General features: G+C 57.5%; 13 protein-coding genes and 1 pseudogene. 7 read left to right on the top strand and 7 right to left on the bottom strand.

Going from position 1 to position 16523, the window contains the following annotated elements:
• Positions 1–15 precede the first annotated feature (15 nt).
• Positions 16–642: a response regulator gene (locus ACMXYI_RS15790; protein ID WP_415768028.1), complete on the top strand. Its 627-nt coding sequence runs from the start codon at positions 16–18 to the stop codon at positions 640–642.
• A 12-nt stretch (positions 643–654) separates the two neighbouring features.
• Positions 655–3867 (top strand): transporter substrate-binding domain-containing protein, encoded by a 3213-nt coding sequence (locus ACMXYI_RS15795; protein WP_415768029.1) that lies wholly within the window; start codon positions 655–657, stop codon positions 3865–3867.
• A gap of 9 nt (positions 3868–3876) precedes the next feature.
• On the opposite strand, the gene dkgB is transcribed toward ACMXYI_RS15795, so the two are convergent.
• The 3 genes from dkgB to ACMXYI_RS15810 all read right to left on the bottom strand — a co-directional run bounded on the left by dkgB (position 3877) and on the right by ACMXYI_RS15810 (position 6557).
• Positions 3877–4680: a 2,5-didehydrogluconate reductase DkgB gene (gene dkgB / locus ACMXYI_RS15800; protein WP_415768030.1), complete on the bottom strand. Its 804-nt coding sequence runs from the start codon at positions 4678–4680 to the stop codon at positions 3877–3879.
• A gap of 180 nt (positions 4681–4860) precedes the next feature.
• A complete protein-coding gene (locus ACMXYI_RS15805; RefSeq protein WP_415768031.1) occupies positions 4861–5400 on the bottom strand; it encodes a PaaI family thioesterase in 540 nt (179 codons plus the stop codon).
• A 248-nt stretch (positions 5401–5648) separates the two neighbouring features.
• Positions 5649–6557, bottom strand: a complete 909-nt coding sequence (locus tag ACMXYI_RS15810) for a LysR substrate-binding domain-containing protein (RefSeq protein WP_415768032.1) — start codon at positions 6555–6557, stop codon at positions 5649–5651.
• Positions 6558–6661: 104 nt separating this feature from the next.
• Between ACMXYI_RS15810 and ACMXYI_RS15815 the strand changes: the two genes are divergently transcribed.
• The 4 genes from ACMXYI_RS15815 (at position 6662) to ACMXYI_RS15830 (ending at position 10471) form a co-directional block, all read left to right on the top strand.
• The gene (locus tag ACMXYI_RS15815) at positions 6662–7528 is read left to right on the top strand and encodes a pirin family protein (protein ID WP_415768033.1); all 867 of its coding nucleotides are present in this window, start codon (positions 6662–6664) and stop codon (positions 7526–7528) included.
• A 128-nt stretch (positions 7529–7656) separates the two neighbouring features.
• Positions 7657–8283 (top strand): isochorismate family cysteine hydrolase YcaC, encoded by a 627-nt coding sequence (ycaC, locus tag ACMXYI_RS15820; RefSeq protein ID WP_033061120.1) that lies wholly within the window; start codon positions 7657–7659, stop codon positions 8281–8283.
• Between the two features lie 120 nt (positions 8284–8403).
• Positions 8404–9846 (top strand): mechanosensitive ion channel domain-containing protein, encoded by a 1443-nt coding sequence (locus ACMXYI_RS15825; protein ID WP_415768034.1) that lies wholly within the window; start codon positions 8404–8406, stop codon positions 9844–9846.
• A 184-nt stretch (positions 9847–10030) separates the two neighbouring features.
• A complete protein-coding gene (locus ACMXYI_RS15830) occupies positions 10031–10471 on the top strand; it encodes a carboxymuconolactone decarboxylase family protein (protein WP_415768035.1) in 441 nt (146 codons plus the stop codon).
• A 9-nt stretch (positions 10472–10480) separates the two neighbouring features.
• Here ACMXYI_RS15830 and ACMXYI_RS15835 read toward each other — a convergent pair whose 3' ends face one another.
• The 4 genes and pseudogenes from ACMXYI_RS15835 to ACMXYI_RS15850 form a co-directional block, all read right to left on the bottom strand.
• Positions 10481–12073, bottom strand: a complete 1593-nt coding sequence (locus ACMXYI_RS15835) for a DHA2 family efflux MFS transporter permease subunit (protein ID WP_415768036.1) — start codon at positions 12071–12073, stop codon at positions 10481–10483.
• Positions 12070–13191, bottom strand: a complete 1122-nt coding sequence (locus ACMXYI_RS15840) for an HlyD family secretion protein (RefSeq protein WP_415768037.1) — start codon at positions 13189–13191, stop codon at positions 12070–12072. The genes ACMXYI_RS15835 and ACMXYI_RS15840 overlap by 4 nt, the downstream gene beginning before the upstream one ends.
• Before the next feature lie 96 nt (positions 13192–13287).
• Positions 13288–13482: pseudogene (locus ACMXYI_RS15845) on the bottom strand (helix-turn-helix domain-containing protein); the annotation flags it as partial.
• A 275-nt stretch (positions 13483–13757) separates the two neighbouring features.
• A complete protein-coding gene (locus ACMXYI_RS15850; protein ID WP_415768038.1) occupies positions 13758–14681 on the bottom strand; it encodes a hypothetical protein in 924 nt (307 codons plus the stop codon).
• 463 nt (positions 14682–15144) lie between these two features.
• Here ACMXYI_RS15850 and ACMXYI_RS15855 point away from each other — a divergent pair, with 463 nt between their 5' ends.
• Positions 15145–16293 (top strand): hypothetical protein, encoded by a 1149-nt coding sequence (locus ACMXYI_RS15855; protein WP_415773904.1) that lies wholly within the window; start codon positions 15145–15147, stop codon positions 16291–16293.
• The last annotated feature ends 230 nt before the right edge of the window (positions 16294–16523 follow it).

Genomic DNA, 16523 nt, shown 5'->3' on the forward strand with positions numbered 1-16523 from the left:
TCACAGGAAGTTGCCATGAAGTCAGTGCTGATTGTGGACGATCATCCGGTGGTTCGCGCCGCAGTTAAAATCGTAATGGTGCAGGAGGGTTTCAAGCGGATATACGAAGCGGCGAGTGGCAATGAGGTCTTGCCGATGATCCGCGAACACAAGCCTGATCTGGTGGTACTGGATCTGCTGATGCCCTCGCTCAACGGGCTGGATGTACTGGATCGGATCAAGACCAGCGGGGTTTCCTGCCGAGTACTGGTCTTCACGTCCCAGGAACCCATGTTTTATCAGGATCGTTGCATTAAAGCCTGCGCCGCAGGTTATGTCGCCAAGTCCAATGACTTGCAGCACTTGCACAGAGCCGTGCACGCCGTGAGGAACGGTTACACCTATTTCGCCCAGCTACCCTCGGCGTCGGTGTCGCTGAACTCGATACAACTGAGTGAAAAACAGATGATCGATAAACTCTCCGACCGGGAACTGACGATCTTTCAGCATCTGGCCCGGGGCATCAGTAACAAGGCGATCGCTGAAATCATGCACTTGAGTCACAAGACCGTCAGCACCTACAAGACCCGTCTGGTTGGAAAGCTCAACGTGGAATCGGCGGTGTACCTGAGGGATTTTGCGAAGCGTAATCATCTGATCTGAGTGAGCCCGGTCATGCGCGATTGTTTGTGGGCTCTGTTGTTGTTCTGTGTACTGGGAGCACCGGTGACGGCGGCCGATGAACCAAAGCTTTTGCATGTGCTGGGGCGTTCCGCGGTGGAGGGTTATCAGGTCCAGCTGGATGAAAAAGACTGGCAGTGGTTGCGTGGCAAACGAGTCTTGCGCCTCGGGGTGTCGGGGCCGGACTACCCGCCGTTCGAGATCACGCGTAACGTTGATGAGCTGGAAGGTATCACCGCAGACTATGCCGCACTGTTGGGGCAACTGCTGCATGTAAAAATCGACGTGCTTCGTTATCGCACGCGCGAGGCGGCCATGGATGCGCTCAAACGCGATGATCTGGACCTGCTCGGCACGTCCAACAACTTCGAGGCGGCTGACCCCGAGCTGACCCTATCCAGTGCTTATGCCGAAGATCAGCCGATGCTGGTTACCCGCGTGGACGACTGGATGCCCGTCGACCTCGCGGGCAAACGCATCGCCATGGTCGATGATTATCTGCAGGCGCAGACTGTCGAAGCCTTCTATCCCGATGCGAGCTTGCAACGCTACCCCTCGGCACTCGACGCGATCGGGGCGGTGGCGTTCGGGCAGAATGATGTGTACCTCGGGGACTTCATCAGCGCCAATTACCTCATCAATAACAACTACCTCAATAACGTACGCCTGGTGGGGCCTTCCGGCCTGGACGCCAATCCGTTCGGCTTTGCCTTCAGCCGCGGTAACCCCCGTCTGAAGAGCATCGTCGATAAGGCGCTGGCGGCGATTTCCATGGATCAGCGCACGGCCATCGAGCAGCGCTGGAGTGCCGGAAGAGCCAATATGGCGGGTCAAGAGCGAGTACGTTTGAGCGCCAGTGAACAACGTTGGCTGGATCAACATCCGACGGTAGAAGTGGGTGCCATCGAGAGCTTTGCACCGCTGACTTTTTACGATGCACAGGGACAACTCAGCGGGTTGACCGCGCAATTGCTGACGCTGATCAGCCAGCGCAGCGGCTTGACCTTCAAGGTGCAGCGGGGTAACTCCCTCGATCAGCAGATCCAGCAACTCAAGGACGGCAAGATCGACGTGTTACCTGTGGTCACGCCCGGTATCGAACGCGAAGTCGAACTGCGTTTCACTCGGGCCTACTTGAACAATCCGTTTGTACTGGTCAGTGCGACCACCCCGGGAAGCCCCAGGACCCTGGATGATATGGCCGGTAAACGCCTGGCGATTTATCGCGGTCATCCGTTGCTCGGGTTCATCCGCGCTCGGGCGCCCAATGTACGTCTGGTCGAAGTGCAGAGTCCGGCGCAAGGTATGGAATGGGTGATCAAGGGCCAGGCCGACGGGGCTGTCAGCTCATTGATCGTGGCCCGGTATCTGATCACCCGGCAATACCGCGAGCGTCTGCGGATCAGCAGCACCGTGGGCGATGAACCGGCGCGTATCGCTCTGGCCACCAACCGAGGTGCGCTGGAGTTGCACTCGATTCTGAACAAGGCACTGCTGAGCATTTCGCCCCGGGAGATGGATGAGCTGTTAGCCCGCTGGAGCAATGATGTGGTGGTCGATGACAGCTACTGGCTGCGTCATCGCCAAGGCATTCTCCAGGCGTTTGCCGCGGCGGGCGCTTTGCTGTTGCTCGCACTGGCCTGGATTGCCTGGCAGCGTCGGCAGATCACTCAACGCCAACAACTGCTCGGGCAATTGCAGGATGCCAAGAACGCCGCCGACGATGCCAACCGCGCCAAAACCACCTTTCTGGCGACCATGAGTCATGAAATTCGCACACCGATGAATGCCCTGATCGGCATGCTGGAAATGGCCGAGAAGCACGCAGAAGAGGGCTTCACTGATCGCTCCGCCATCGAAGTGGCATCCAATGCCGCGCAGCAATTGCTGGCGTTGATCGGCGACATCCTGGACATCGCCCGCATCGAGTCCGGGCATTTGTCGCTGACCCCTGAGCGGGCCAATCTACGCACGCTGGTGGAGTCGGTGTGCCGGGTTTTCGAAGGCCTGGCACGGCAGAAGAACTTGCAGTGGCGGGTCGAATTGGCCGAACACAGCGATCGTGACGTGTTAGTCGACCCCACGCGCTTCAAGCAGGTGCTGTCCAATCTGCTGAGCAACGCGATCAAGTTCACCCGTGAAGGTGAGGTGAGTCTGACGCTGCGAGTAGAGCCCGGTGTGTCGGGGCATCTGGCCGTCAGTGTGCGTATTGAGGACAGCGGCATCGGTGTCAGTGTGGTCGATCAGCAACGACTGTTCAGCCCGTTCGTGCAGGCCGGTAACAGCCAGCAGTCAGGCCACAATGGCTCCGGTCTGGGACTGGTGATCAGCCGCACTCTGTGCGAAATGATGGGTGGCCGATTGCAGCTCGACAGCGTCCTCGGACTGGGTACGCAGGTCGACATCAGCTTTGATCTGATTGCGTTGCAACCGTTGACCTGCGGCGAGTGGGCGGATAGCGGATTGCAGGTGGCCACGCGGCTGCTGACGATTCTGGTGGTCGACGATTACCCGGCCAATCGATTGTTGCTCTCACGGCAGCTGAGCTACCTGGGGCATCAGGTGCTGGAGGTTGAGGATGGCGAGCGTGGTCTTGCGAAGTGGCGCGAGCATGAGCTCGATTTGGTCATCACCGATTGCAACATGCCGGTGGTCAATGGTTATGAATTGGCGGGGGCGATACGCGATGAAGAGCGCGCTAATGGCTTGCCACCCACGCTGATTCTTGGGTTTAGCGCCAATGCGCAGCCGGAGGAAAAGATCCGTTGTCTTGAAGCGGGTATGGACGACTGTCTGTTTAAACCGATCCTGCTGGCAGATTTGAGTGCCTGGTTGGCGTCCCGATTTATGAATGAGCCGCCAGCGCCGGTTGAAGAGCAAGCAACGTCCGAGATCGACTTGACCGGCCTGGAGCTCTACGTCGGTGAAGACCGGACGCTGATCAATCAGTTGTTGCGCGAACTGGCCGAGACCAATCGCTACGATCGCGATGATCTGCTTGCAGCGCACGTCAGTGGCGATCGTCACCGGCTGCAAGACCTGGCGCACCGCATCAAAGGTGGTGCGCGGATGGTTCGTGCAAAACGTTTGATCGAGTGCTGCGAAGATCTGGAACGTGCCTGCGCCGAAGGGCGCGCGACGTTGATCGACGAGGCCGTCGATCAATTGCAACACGCCATGGCACGCCTGGATCAGAGCCTCAAGTGAGACTGACGTTTAATCCCAGTGGGGGGCGATGCCTTTGGGGCTGGTCAGTCGATGGCCGCGATCCAGACCCGCGATCAGCGCCATGTCGGCGTCGCTCAAGGTCATGGCGCAAGCTTTCAGGTTGCTGGCGAGGTTGGCGCGTTTGGTCGACGAAGGGATCACGGCGTAACCCAGTTGCATGGCCCAGGCCAGGGTGACGTGTGCCGGCGTCGCCTGAAGGCGATCGGCGATCTGTTGGATCACCGGGTCTTTCAGTACTTCGCCGTAAGCGAGGGTCATGTATGAGGTGATCTGGATGTCCTGGCTCTGCGCGAATTCGACGACCTTGCGGTTTTGCAGGTAGGGGTGCAGTTCGATCTGGTTGGTCGCGATGTTCTCGGCCCCGACCGCAGTGATCGCCTGTTTCATCAGGTCGACGGTGAAGTTGGACACACCGATCTGCCGGGTCAGGCCCAGTTGTTTGGCTTCGAGCAGGGCGCCCATGAATTCCTCAACCGACACTTGATCTTCCGGGGACGGCCAATGGATGAGGGTCAGGTCCAGGTAGTCGGTTTGCAGTTTTTGCAGGCTTTCCTTGAGGCTGTCGATCAGGCGATCTCCGGCGAAGTTGGCCACCCAGATCTTGCTGGTGATGAACAACTCGTCACGGGCGATGCCGCTGGCGGCGATGGCTTCGCCGACCTCGGCTTCGTTCTCGTAGATTTGCGCGGTATCGATGACTCGATAGCCCAGGTCCAGGCCAGTGCTCACCGAATCGATGACCACCTGGCCTTGCAAGCGAAAAGTACCAAGGCCGAATGCGGGAATAGACATCAATGACTCCAAGGGTTGCAGTGGGAATGGGCACGAGTATCCGCGCCTGCATCCTTGAGAAAAACCGCTGGATCGGCAAAGCAATGTTTACCGCAAGTCATGAATCGAAAGATCGCAGCCACGCAATCCCCTGTAGGAGCTGTCGAGTGAAACGAGGCTGCGATCTTTTGATCTTAAGCTCTATCCCCGATTCTCAAGAATCATGCAGGTCGTCGACCCCGTCGCATACAACCGCCCATCCACGTCATAAATCCGCCCCTCGGCCAGCGCCGTCGAGCGCCCCAGATGAATGATCTTACCCTCGGCCCGCACCGGTCCGCTGGCATGGTTCAGCGCACGAACATAGCTGATTCGCAAATCCAGCGTTGTGTAACCCTGACCCTTTTTCAGCTGCGTATGAATCGCACAGCCCATGCACGAATCCAGCAAAGTCGCGGCATAGCCGCCATGCACGCTGCCCAACGGGTTGTAATGCCGTGAATCCGGCGTGCCCTGAAAGATGAACATTCCGGCGGACCATTCGATCGGGATGAAGTCCATCAGCGTGCCGATGGGTGGCGAGGGCAGTTCACCGTTGCCGATGCCCTCGAAAAACTCGGCGGGTGACAGGGCGCTGACCTCGGCCATGGACAGACTGCCCGGGCTGGCGAGGCGGGCGCGCATGGCCTGTTCCTGGGCGATCCATTGGGCGAGCGTGGCTTCGCGATTCGGGCTTTGCATGGGCATGTCCTCGGACGGGATGAATATTATGGTTGTAATCCAGGCCAATATTATGTCCGAAATAAAAACTCCGCCAGCCCCATGCCGTTACGCGACCTGTAGCAGCTGGCGAAGCCTGCGTTCGGCTGCGCAGCAGTCGTGAAACCAGACAACGCGGTGTGTCAGGAAAACCTGGCGCTCAGGATTTACGACTGCTGCGCAGCCGAACGCAGGCTTCGCCAGCTGCTACATGGAGTGTGTACGGGCTTTTAAGCAATATCGCTGTGGCTGAATTCTTCGCCCAGAAAGTCGATCAATGCGCGCACCGACGGCAGCAGCCCACGGCGTGACGGGAAGATGGCATGCACGATCCCGCATTTGGGTGCCCAGCCGGGCACCAGTTCCACCAGTCGACCCGCGACAATGTCATCGCGCACCACCACGCTGGGCAGGTGAGCGATGCCGATCCCGGCCACCACAGCGTGACGCAACGCCAACAGGTCATCGGTGACCATTCGTGGCGCATGCCGAATCACCGCGCTGGCGCCGTCGGCCCCAAACAATTCCCACTGATATTCACGTTGCGCCGCGCCCCAATGCAGGCTCGGCAACCCGCTGAGGTCAGCCGGGGAGGCCGGTGAAGACAGGCGCGACACAAAGGCCGGACTGCCCACCAGGCACTGGGTGCTGTTGCCCAGCACCTTCATCACCATGTCGGTATTTTCCAGTGGCGGAAAGCGCACCCGCAGGGCGATGTCGAAACCCTCGTGGATCAAGTCGACCCGGCGGTTGGTGCTCTCGATGAACAACTCCACCAGCGGGTACTTGAGCATGTAACGGGTCAGCATCGGTCCGACCCAGGAGTTGAGCAGCGCGGTCGGGCAACTGATGCGCACCAGGCCCTGGGGTTCGGAGCGGTTGCGTTCGATCAGTTCGGCAGCGCTTTCCGCTTCCACGCGCATCGCCAGGCAACGCTGGTAATAGGCCTGACCGATTTCCGTCAGTGAACAATGCCGGCTGGTGCGGTGCAGCAGACGTACACCGAGGCGCTCTTCGAGCTCGGCAATGCGTCGGCTGAGCTTCGACTTGGGCATGTCCAGCGCCCGACCGGCCGGGGCGAAACCGTGATGTTCCACCACTTGGGTGAAGTAGTAGAGGGTGTTGAGGTCTTCCACCATCGTTCTCCATATAGAACGCTAAGGCTGATTTTTGCAGTCTAGTGCATCAAAGGGTTCAGTTTTAAGCTTTGTCCATCGCGTCACTCACCAGATTCGGAGGCGGAATGAAAAACATCATCGGTATCTACACCAGCCCACGGACCCATTGGGTCGGCGACGGTTTTCCGGTTCGCACGCTGTTTTCCTACGACAACCTGGGCAAGCACATCAGCCCGTTTTTGCTGCTCGATCACGCCGGTCCCGCTGAATTCACCCCGACCACCGAGCGTCGAGGCGTTGGTCAGCATCCACACCGCGGTTTCGAAACCGTGACTATCGTTTATAAGGGCGAACTGGAACACCGCGACTCCACCGGCAGCGGCGGCAAGATCGGCCCAGGAGACGTGCAATGGATGACCGCAGCCTCCGGGATTCTCCACGAAGAATTCCACTCCGAAGGTTTCGCCAAGCGCGGCGGCACTCTGGAAATGGTGCAGCTGTGGGTCAACCTGCCGGCCAAGGACAAAATGGCCGACGCCGGTTACCAGACAATTCTCGATGGCGACATCCCGAGCATCCCGCTCAAGGACCAGGCCGGCAGCCTGCGCTTGATCGCCGGTGAGTTCGACGGCCACACCGGCCCGGCGCGCACGTTTACCCCGATTGACGTCTGGGACCTGCGCCTCAACGGCGGCAAGTTGCTGACCCTGGACCTGCACGAAGGTCGTAACACGGCATTGGTAGTGTTGCGTGGCACGGTTCAGGTCAACGGTGTGGAACTGGTGCGCGAAGGGCAGCTGGCGTTGTTCGAACGCAATGGCAATCAGCTCAGCCTGGAAGCCAATAACGACGCCGTCGTGTTGCTGCTCAGTGGCGAGCCGATCGACGAACCCATCGTCGGCCACGGTCCGTTCGTGATGAACACCGAGCAAGAGATTCACCAGGCCTTCGCCGACTTCCAGTCCGGTCGGTTCGGTCGGATGAGCGGATGAACTCATTGTTGTAACGCTGTGGCGTGTCGGGCGTGGGGGGCTACCCTTGCTTGGCCGCGTTTTAACCAACTATCAGGTTTCTCTCACGCCGGCCTGTTCGGCATCGATAAAAAGCGAGGATTACTCCCATGACTACCTCTTACAAACGTCTCGACAAGGATAACGCCGCCGTTCTGTTGGTCGATCACCAGGCGGGTCTGCTGTCTCTGGTGCGCGATATCGAGCCGGACCGTTTCAAGAACAACGTGCTGGCCCTGGCTGACCTGGCCAAGTACTTCAAGTTGCCGACCATCCTCACCACCAGTTTCGAAACCGGCCCCAACGGCCCGCTGGTGCCTGAGCTCAAAGCGCTGTTCCCGGACGCGCCGTACATTGCCCGTCCTGGCCAGATCAATGCCTGGGACAACGAAGACTTCGTCAAGGCGATCAAGGCCACCGGCAAGAAACAACTGATCATCGCCGGCGTGGTGACCGAAGTGTGCGTGGCGTTCCCGGCGCTGTCGGCACTGGCTGAAGGCTTCGAGGTGTTCGTGGTAACTGACGCTTCCGGCACCTTCAACGAACTGACCCGTCAATCGGCCTGGGACCGCATGTCGGCCTCCGGCGCACAGTTGATGACCTGGTTCGGCCTGGCCTGTGAGCTGCATCGCGACTGGCGCAACGACGTGGAAGGCTTGGGCACCTTGTTCTCCAACCACATCCCGGACTACCGCAACCTGTTTACCAGCTACAACGCGCTGACTAACAGCAAGTAACGTTGGATTGATCAATAGAAAAGGGCCTCATTCGAGGCCCTTTTTTGTTTTTCAAAGCTATAACTCCACAAGGGAAATGTGTGCGATCTTGCGTTTATTGACCTTCGCTGGAGTTGCTTGATGCTGTCACTGCTTACCGATCACCCGTTGATCTGCGCGATGGTTTTGATCCTTGTCGATCTTGGGCTGTGGCGCCTGCTCAGTGCCAATGGCAGCAACTGGAAACCGGTCGTGCGGTTGGTGATTTTTTCGTTGTTCAGTGTCCTGCTGTTCAACGAAGGCCTGAACCCCATGGAGACGGCGCCTTGGGTCGACAACGTCCCGCTGCACCTGGCGGCCACCGGTTTGCAGATCGGTTGGTGGCTGTTCGGCGCGCGCACCCTGACGGTGTTGATCGGCGCGGTGATGATGCAACGGGTCGGGCACACCGGGCGCTTGCTGCAGGATTTGCTCGGCGCGGTGATTTTCCTGATCGCGATCATCGCGGCGTTGGCGTACGTACTCGATCTGCCGGTCAAGGGTGTGCTGGCAACCTCCGGCGCGTTGGCGATCATCGTCGGCCTGGCCTTGCAAAGTACCCTCAGCGACGTGTTCTCCGGGATCGTCCTCAACACCACCAAGCCCTATCAACTGGATGACTGGATCTCGATCGACGGCACCGAAGGTCGGGTCACCGATATCGACTGGCGCGCGACGCGCCTGCAAACGGCCCAGGGCAGCATGGCGGTGATTCCCAACTCTCTGGCGGCCAAGGCCAAGATCATCAACTTCAGCCGGCCCAGCGACATTTTCGGCGTATCCATCAGCCTGCAACTGAGCCCGCACGCTCGACCGCAAACGGTGATCGACGCACTGGAACGGGCGATGCAAGGATGCCGCTATCTGTTGAACAAACCGGCGCCGTGCGTCGCGCTGAAAGGCTCCAGCGCCACCGGCGTGGAATACGAAATCAGTGGTTTCGTGGTCTCCATGGACCAGAAACGCATGGTCCGTAATCTGCTGTTCGACCTGGCATTCCGGCACTTGCAGGCCAGCGGTGTCAGCCTGTTGTCGAACGTCGAACCCAATGCACCTGCCAACCTGTCGCGGTCACGGGCATTGCTGGACGCGTCGAATATTTTCTCGACCCTGCGTCAGGAAGAGAAAGAAACCTTCAGCCAGAACATGACCCTGCAAAACTTCCGCGCCGGTGAAATGATCCTGCCGGCGGGGGAGGTCAGCGATCATTTGTTCATCATCGAGTCCGGCGTCGTCTCGGTGGAGCTGAGCCGTGGTGGGGTCAAGTTCGAATCCGGGCGCATGGGCCCGGGTGAGGTGATCGGCGAGGGTGGGATTTTGTCCGATACGGCGCTACCGGCGGACTTCAGCGCCAAGACCGCGTGCAGCTTGTACCGGATCGAAAAGGACTACCTCAAACCGTGTCTGGATGCGCGGCATGACATCAGCGAAGCAATGAAAGCGTTACTGGATTTCCGCTTGAACAAGGCTCAGACGTTGACTCAGGAAGTGCCTAGGGTTGTGCCGAAGAAGGGATTTTTGCAGTGGCTGCGCAATCGAGCGTAGGGGCTCAAAGGTCAGCGGCTTTCTGTGCGCAGACTGCCGCGCTGTCGGTGACGTGATGGCAATCACCCCTATGGCATATTTTCAAACCCGCCCATTGGCATCCTCATCTTCCCAATAATTGGCTATTTGCTGCAGGTCAGTGCGGGATTAACGTAGCTCCAACCCCTTGTGACTGGAGCCCACCATGCAACCGCGTATCGATTTCTACACCGCTTCCCCAGATGCACTCAAAGCCATGATCGCGCTGGAAACCGCTGTTTCGAAGCTGCCTCTGGAAAAATCCCTGATTGAACTGGTCAAGCTGCGCGCCTCCCAGATCAATGGCTGCGCCTTCTGCGTCGACATGCACACCGCCGATGCCCGCAAGGGTGGCGAAACCGAGCGTCGGCTGTATGGGGTGTCGGTCTGGCGTGAAACGCCGTTCTTCACCCCCCGCGAACGTGCGGCGCTGGCCTGGACCGAATCCCTGACGCTGCTGAGCCAGACCCATGCCCCTGACGAAGACTACGAACTGGCCTCCGCGCAGTTCACGCCCAAGGAAATGGTCGACCTGACCGTGGCGATTTCCACCATCAACAGTTGGAACCGCCTGGCGGTAGGCTTCCGCAAAATGCCTCAGGAGTGATACCTGGGCTCAATGAGCATCCGCACTCGGCGCGGCCGGTGGTTGCACCTTGCGCATCAAGGGCACCATCGCCGTGGCGATGATGAAGCAGACCATGATCATCAGGAACGCATCGCCGTAAGTTTGTGTCTGCGCTTCGCGGTAGGTCAGCAGCCAGAGCTGATGCAGGCTGGCGGTGACGCCCGCGTCACCGCTTTGGCCGAGTGCGGCGAAGTTGCTGCCGACCTGGGAGAGCCACTGATTCAGTGCTTCATTGGTGCTGTTGAGGTTTTCCGCCAACCGGGTGAAGTGCAGGTTGGTGCGGTCATTCAGAATGGTCGCGCACGCGGCGATGCCGATGGCGCCACCCAGGTTTCGCATCAGGTTGAATAACCCCGAAGCATGTTTGAGCCGCGCCGGTGCCAGACCACCCAAGGTCAACGTCACCGCCGGCGGCACCGCCAGTTGCTGGGCAATCCCGCGCAGCGCTTGCGGTAGCATCAACTCTTTAGCCCCCCAGTCATGGGTGATCGGGCTGAAATCCCACATCGACAACGCGAACAACCCAAGGCCGATCATCATGATCCAGCGCAGGTCGATGCGGTTGGCCAGAAAGGCGTACAGCGGAATCGCCATGATCTGGAACACCCCGGTGGAGAAAACCGCCAGACCAATGTCCAGCGCGCCATAGCCACGCACCCGGCCGAGAAACAGCGGCGTCAGGTAAATGGTGGCGAACAGGCCGATCCCGGTGACGAACGAAAAGAAACAACCAAGGGCAAAGTTGCGGTCTTTCAGGGCGCGCAAATCGACGATGGGGTTGGCGACGTGCAGGGTTCTACCGATGAACGCCAGGCCGGCCAGGCCGCTGATCCATGCCGTGGTCAGAATCGTGCTGTCGCTGAACCAGTTCCAGCGCGGGCCTTCTTCGAGGGTGTATTCCAGGCAACCGAGAAACAGCGCCATGAACACCATGCTCAAATAGTCGGCGCCTTTGAGCAGCGACAGTTCCGGGTGGTCGATTTTCACCAGCATCGGCACTGCCACGGCGACGAAGATCCCCGGCACCAGGTTGATGTAGAACAGCCAGTGCCACGAGGAAACATCGGTAATCCAGCCGCCGATGACCGGCCCCAGGGTCGGGGCCAACGAGGCCACCGCGCCAATGGTTGCAGCCGCGATCACCCGTTGTTTGCCGGTGAAGAAAAAGAACGCGGTGGTGAACACCAGCGGGATCATCGAACCACCGAGAAACCCTTGCAGGGCGCGGAAAGCGATCATGCTCTGGATGTTCCAGGCAGCGCCGCAGAGCAGGCTGGCCAAGGTGAAACCCACTGCTGATGCGCAGAACAGCCAACGCGTCGAGAACACTCGCGACAGCCAGCCAGACAGCGGAATCACGATGATTTCGGCGATCAGGTAACTGGTTTGCACCCACGCGGTTTCGTCGGTGCCGGCCGAGAGCCCACCGCCAATGTCGCGCAGCGAAGCGGAGACGATCTGGATGTCCAGCAGCGCAATGAACATGCCGATGCACATGGTGGCGAAGGCGAAAACCTTGGTCGCCGTTGCCATGTCGGCGGCATTGAACGGTTGTGCGGGGGCGGCGAGGGCGCGGCTCATGGCGTGCTGGCCACGGCCGGGGTTGCAGGTTCCTTGCGAGTGTCCACTTCAGCGGTGACCGACAGGCCTGGACGCAGATGGCCGAGCACGCCATCGGCCGGATCAAGCACGATGCGCACCGGCACTCGCTGAACGATTTTGGTGAAGTTGCCGGTGGCGTTTTCCGGCGGCAGAACGCTGAACTGCGAACCACTGGCCGGCGCGAGGCTGTCCAGATGACCGTGGAATTCCTGCCCCGAGAGCACGTCGGCATGAATGACCACCCGTTGCCCCGGTGTCATTCGCGATAGCTGATCTTCCTTGAAATTGGCATCCACCCACAGCCCGCTGGCCGGTACCACCGACAGCAGTTGCGAGCCGGCTTGGGCATAAGCGCCGACCCGCGCCCGGCGATTGCCGATCACACCGTCTACCGGGGCTTTCAGTTCGGTGTAACCCACGTTCAATTGCGCCAGATCACGTTCGGCACGGGCCTGCATCAGCGCGGCGCGGGCTTGCTGCTTCTGGGTTTCGATCACGTTCAGCTGCCGTTGCGCCGCCAGCAGTTCAGCCTGGGCCCGGGCGCTGAGGGCTTGGGCGGTCTTGAAGGTGGCGTTGGCGCGTTGGGCGCTTTCCACCGAGACGGCATTGCTGCCGACCAGTTTTTTGTAGCGAGCATCGTCATCCCGTGAACGGGCGGTTTCGGCTCCGGCAGCATCGATCCCGGCGCGGGCCTGGCCGATCACCGCGTGTTGCAATTGTTCGGTGGCATCGAGGTTGGCGAGCAGCGCTTCTTCGGCGGCCACCGCACCTTCGGCCTTGGCCAGATTGGCGCGGTAATCGCGGGAGTCGAGACGAATCAGCACGTCACCGGCCTTGACCTTCTGGTTGTCGGTCACCAGCACTTCTTCGATGTAACCCGCCACCTTCGGCCCGATCACCGTCACATCGCCGCCGATGTAAGCGTCGTCGGTTTCTTCGATGAAACGGCCGGCGGTCCACCAGTGAGTTGCGTACAGACCGGCGAACACCAGGGCAGCGATGGCCGCAGCGAGCAAGATCAACCGTTTGAGCAGGGGAGGCTTGGGTGTGCTCACCGGGACAGCAAGGTCGGTTTCAAGGCTGGGCATGCTGGTCATGGAGTTTACCTGTAGGAAACGGGTGTTTATTACGCGTGTAATATGACGCAGGTAATATTTAGTGGCAAATAATTTTTGCTGCCGGTGGTCAGTTGCTTATTTGAGCCAGGCGCCCGGGGTGATGCCGGTCATGTCCTTGAAGAAGGCGATGAATGCACTGTCACTGGCAAACCCCAGGTCGAAGGCGCTGTAGCCTATGTTCCGCCCGGTCGCGAGCAGTTCGATGGCGCGCATCAGCCGCCATTGCTGATAGCTCATGCCGGTTTCACGCTGGAAAATTCGCCCAACGGTTCCGTGGCGTCATCGGCCAGCCATATGAGCATTTCGCCAATCTCTATTTGAAGCTGAATGTCGGTTCACAGTCGGAGTTGTCTGCCCTGTTTATCGAGTGGTTGCGCTAGCACTGACATCAAAAGATCGCAGCCTGCGACAGCTCCTTCTGGGGGATGCGGATCGATGTAGGAACTGTCGCAGGCGTCTTTGCGACAGGTGCTGTGGAACAGGCGTATTAACCAACCATGGTTCGATTGCTCTGTGCTATCAGTAAGTAGTTACCAATGGAACTGCTAGCGTATTGGGCTTACGCTCACGGCTGGGCTAAGGAAGTCTATGTGATAGCCGGAAGATCCATCACCAATAGCTAAATGAACCCCACTGATACCTTCATTCATCTGCGAGTTGATTTTGTAGTCAATACTTGGCGCGATAGCCTCGTTTACCCCGATAGCGAACTCGGTCAGCTTAAGTCCGCGAGAACCTGCCGCAAGGTCCAGAAGTTTTATATGTTCCTCGTTGTTTACTTTCAGTGAGGTGATGATGTTGTCTTCAACTGATAAGAATGCCCCTTCTTCCGATACGCGATCACTCAGCCATTTTAATGAGATCTTCAATCCTTCTGGCAATGTCGGGTTAGGTTTTCTCAGTACTGTCAGTATTCCTGCGATTTTCAAAGTTCCGCTAAAAGAAAACGGGCAAGATTCTTGTGGGTTCATATGTGCATAATGAACTTCAAAAAATTCTGCCACGGACTGAACAAAGTCGTGTTCTATGTCTTCGGCAAGTAGTGCGTATGGCTGTGCGTGAGGAAAGATAGTGACGCGCGCATCAGCGTCATTACCAGACAGGAAAAAGGATTCATTTGAATTGAGCATGTTCAAAACAGATCGCTGTGTGCATAAGGCATGTTCAAAATTGCTGCTCAGCAAGAGCTCCAGGCTGTAGAGTGCACTAGCTAAGGAAGGCTCGAACACTTGTGTTGCGCAAAAAACGCTTTTTTTATTTTTTGTGTTTTTTGCGATATCAAACGTCAATTTTGCAGCGTCATTGCTAAAGGAAAAAATAATACTATTTTTTGGTAGTTTCTCAATCTCAGAAATATTTGCCGTATTGAAACCTAGGCGCGCACATTCTCTGAGGAAGTCTTCTGAATCTGAAATTATTGATAACTCCCCCTGGCCAAAGAGCGTCGATATCATTTTTGATGTTGGCATAAAATCCTCCTCTTCATTTCCAATGAGCGGCAAGAGAGTTCTTGTCGCTCATTGGTATTATTTACTCTCCAGTGTGAGCCCACGCCAGAGGTGCCCAACCAAAATTATCTGGGCCAGAGGTGATTCGGTTGAGTTTTTCTTTGATGATAATTTTCTTTTTCATCTGATCTTCCTTTTTCATTTTGTTGGTGTGTGCTCCCTGAAATGTTTGGGAGTGGACTAATTAATACAGGATTTTTTGATGTGTTAGATGATTTGTTAGGAGGTTTTTAGAATTAATTTGACTGTTGAAGCTCTCGTAAAGCTCTATAGGTTATTTGTGTAGGGCGTATCTGTAATCCTGCTCTGAAAATTTAATATTTCCCTTTTTTCGGTTGTGGCTGATGACCTGATGTAGTTAGGTTTGTTTATGGGGTTTGTTTTTTTAAAGCCAAATGTTCAAATGTTAATAGAGGGCTATATAGTGCATGCATCAAAGAAATACCTGACAGATACGTCTGTCCATCAAGCCCTGCTACTGGTTGATCTTACCGAGGCAAGCGCTCCCGATCACGCCGTCCGACTATTGTTAAATGAAGTTCTTCAGGGGCTTGCTGAAAAAGGCTGGCCCCAAGCGCAACTTCAGACCGGACCGCGAATTGTGTCCGCTGAAGAAAATTACGGTTTGCTGGGTTATGACCCAGCGGAAGTCACTCTTGGGAGTGAACACACCCGTTGGGTCGATGAATGTTCCCTTTTGCGTACACAAACCACCAGTCAAATTCCGGCGGCACTTCAGCGTGCGGCTCATGTGCGGCAACCGGGAGAGACGATATTGCTGGCCGCGCCAGGTATCACTTTTCGTCGAGATAGTCGGGACCGTTGGCATTGCGCAGAACCACATCAAATGGATATCTGGGTGCTGGGTGATCCGGAACTGTCGACGCATGACCACTTGTTGCGTCTGGTCAGCGATATCCTCAAAACAGCCATTCCTGACAAGCGTTGGGTCTACAGCGATAGTCCGCATCACTACACGGAGGGCGGAATCGAAGTGAATGTGTTGAATGACGGCGCTCCGGTCGAAGTGCTGGAGTGCGGTCGTATTGCTACGTCTTTGTTAGAGCGCTTGAAGATTGATCCGCAGCGTCATGGCGGGCTGGCGCTAGGGATGGGGTTGGATCGACTGACCATGTTGCGCAAGGGAATTCCGGATATTCGCTTGCTACGTGATCAGAACGTACGAGTACAGGCGCAGATGCATGATTTGAATCCCTGGAGCGCTGTATCACGTTTGCCTTCGATTGCTCGTGATATTTCGTTGGCGGTAACGCCAGGGTTAAGTGAGGAAGTGTTGACCGAGAGGATGTTACAAGCTGCTGGCGACAACTCTGACTGGATCGAGGAGATGCAGGTCAAGGGACGTTGGGAATTCTCGGATTTACCTGTGCAGGCAATTGAACGCCTCGGACTGCTGCCGGGCCAGGAAAATGTGCTTCTGCGCGTTGTACTGCGTGATTGTTCGCGATCAATCACTACCCACGAGGCGAACGCCTTGTATGCGAACATTCAGTCGGCGTTGCATGAAGGTGCGCCGGGTGCGGGTTACAGAATGGATCTTCCAAAGGCGTGAAACCGCCATTGTCGAACGATCCAAGTAACCACTGAGGCACCGTGTAATCGTTCATCGCGAGCAAGCTCGCTCGTATGTTTAGACTTGAAGGGGTGGGCGGGCCTGATGGAATGCGACCAGTTGATGTGAGAAATCATCAGCGTCGGGCAGTCCTGTGAGGCGCAGTGTGCAGTCTCTTTACCGAGCAAGCGCACGCGTTCTCCTCAACTGTTGACGCTCGGGAATCCGCA

Origin of the sequence: Pseudomonas lyxosi (assembly GCF_047758685.1) — a bacterium.
GTDB classification, from domain to species: Bacteria; Pseudomonadota; Gammaproteobacteria; order Pseudomonadales; family Pseudomonadaceae; genus Aquipseudomonas; species Aquipseudomonas lyxosi.

Bases quoted from the DNA above. Each gene is read 5' to 3' on its own strand.
- ACMXYI_RS15790 (WP_415768028.1), top strand. From the start codon at position 16: ATGAAGTCAGTGCTGATTGTGGACGATCATCCGGTGGTTCGCGCCGCA.
- ACMXYI_RS15795 (WP_415768029.1), top strand. From the start codon at position 655: ATGCGCGATTGTTTGTGGGCTCTGTTGTTGTTCTGTGTACTGGGAGCA.
- dkgB (WP_415768030.1), bottom strand. From the start codon at position 4,680: ATGTCTATTCCCGCATTCGGCCTTGGTACTTTTCGCTTGCAAGGCCAG.
- ACMXYI_RS15805 (WP_415768031.1), bottom strand. From the start codon at position 5,400: ATGCAAAGCCCGAATCGCGAAGCCACGCTCGCCCAATGGATCGCCCAG.
- ACMXYI_RS15810 (WP_415768032.1), bottom strand. From the start codon at position 6,557: ATGGTGGAAGACCTCAACACCCTCTACTACTTCACCCAAGTGGTGGAA.
- ACMXYI_RS15815 (WP_415768033.1), top strand. From the start codon at position 6,662: ATGAAAAACATCATCGGTATCTACACCAGCCCACGGACCCATTGGGTC.
- ycaC (WP_033061120.1), top strand. From the start codon at position 7,657: ATGACTACCTCTTACAAACGTCTCGACAAGGATAACGCCGCCGTTCTG.
- ACMXYI_RS15825 (WP_415768034.1), top strand. From the start codon at position 8,404: ATGCTGTCACTGCTTACCGATCACCCGTTGATCTGCGCGATGGTTTTG.
- ACMXYI_RS15830 (WP_415768035.1), top strand. From the start codon at position 10,031: ATGCAACCGCGTATCGATTTCTACACCGCTTCCCCAGATGCACTCAAA.
- ACMXYI_RS15835 (WP_415768036.1), bottom strand. From the start codon at position 12,073: ATGAGCCGCGCCCTCGCCGCCCCCGCACAACCGTTCAATGCCGCCGAC.
- ACMXYI_RS15840 (WP_415768037.1), bottom strand. From the start codon at position 13,191: ATGACCAGCATGCCCAGCCTTGAAACCGACCTTGCTGTCCCGGTGAGC.
- ACMXYI_RS15850 (WP_415768038.1), bottom strand. From the start codon at position 14,681: ATGCCAACATCAAAAATGATATCGACGCTCTTTGGCCAGGGGGAGTTA.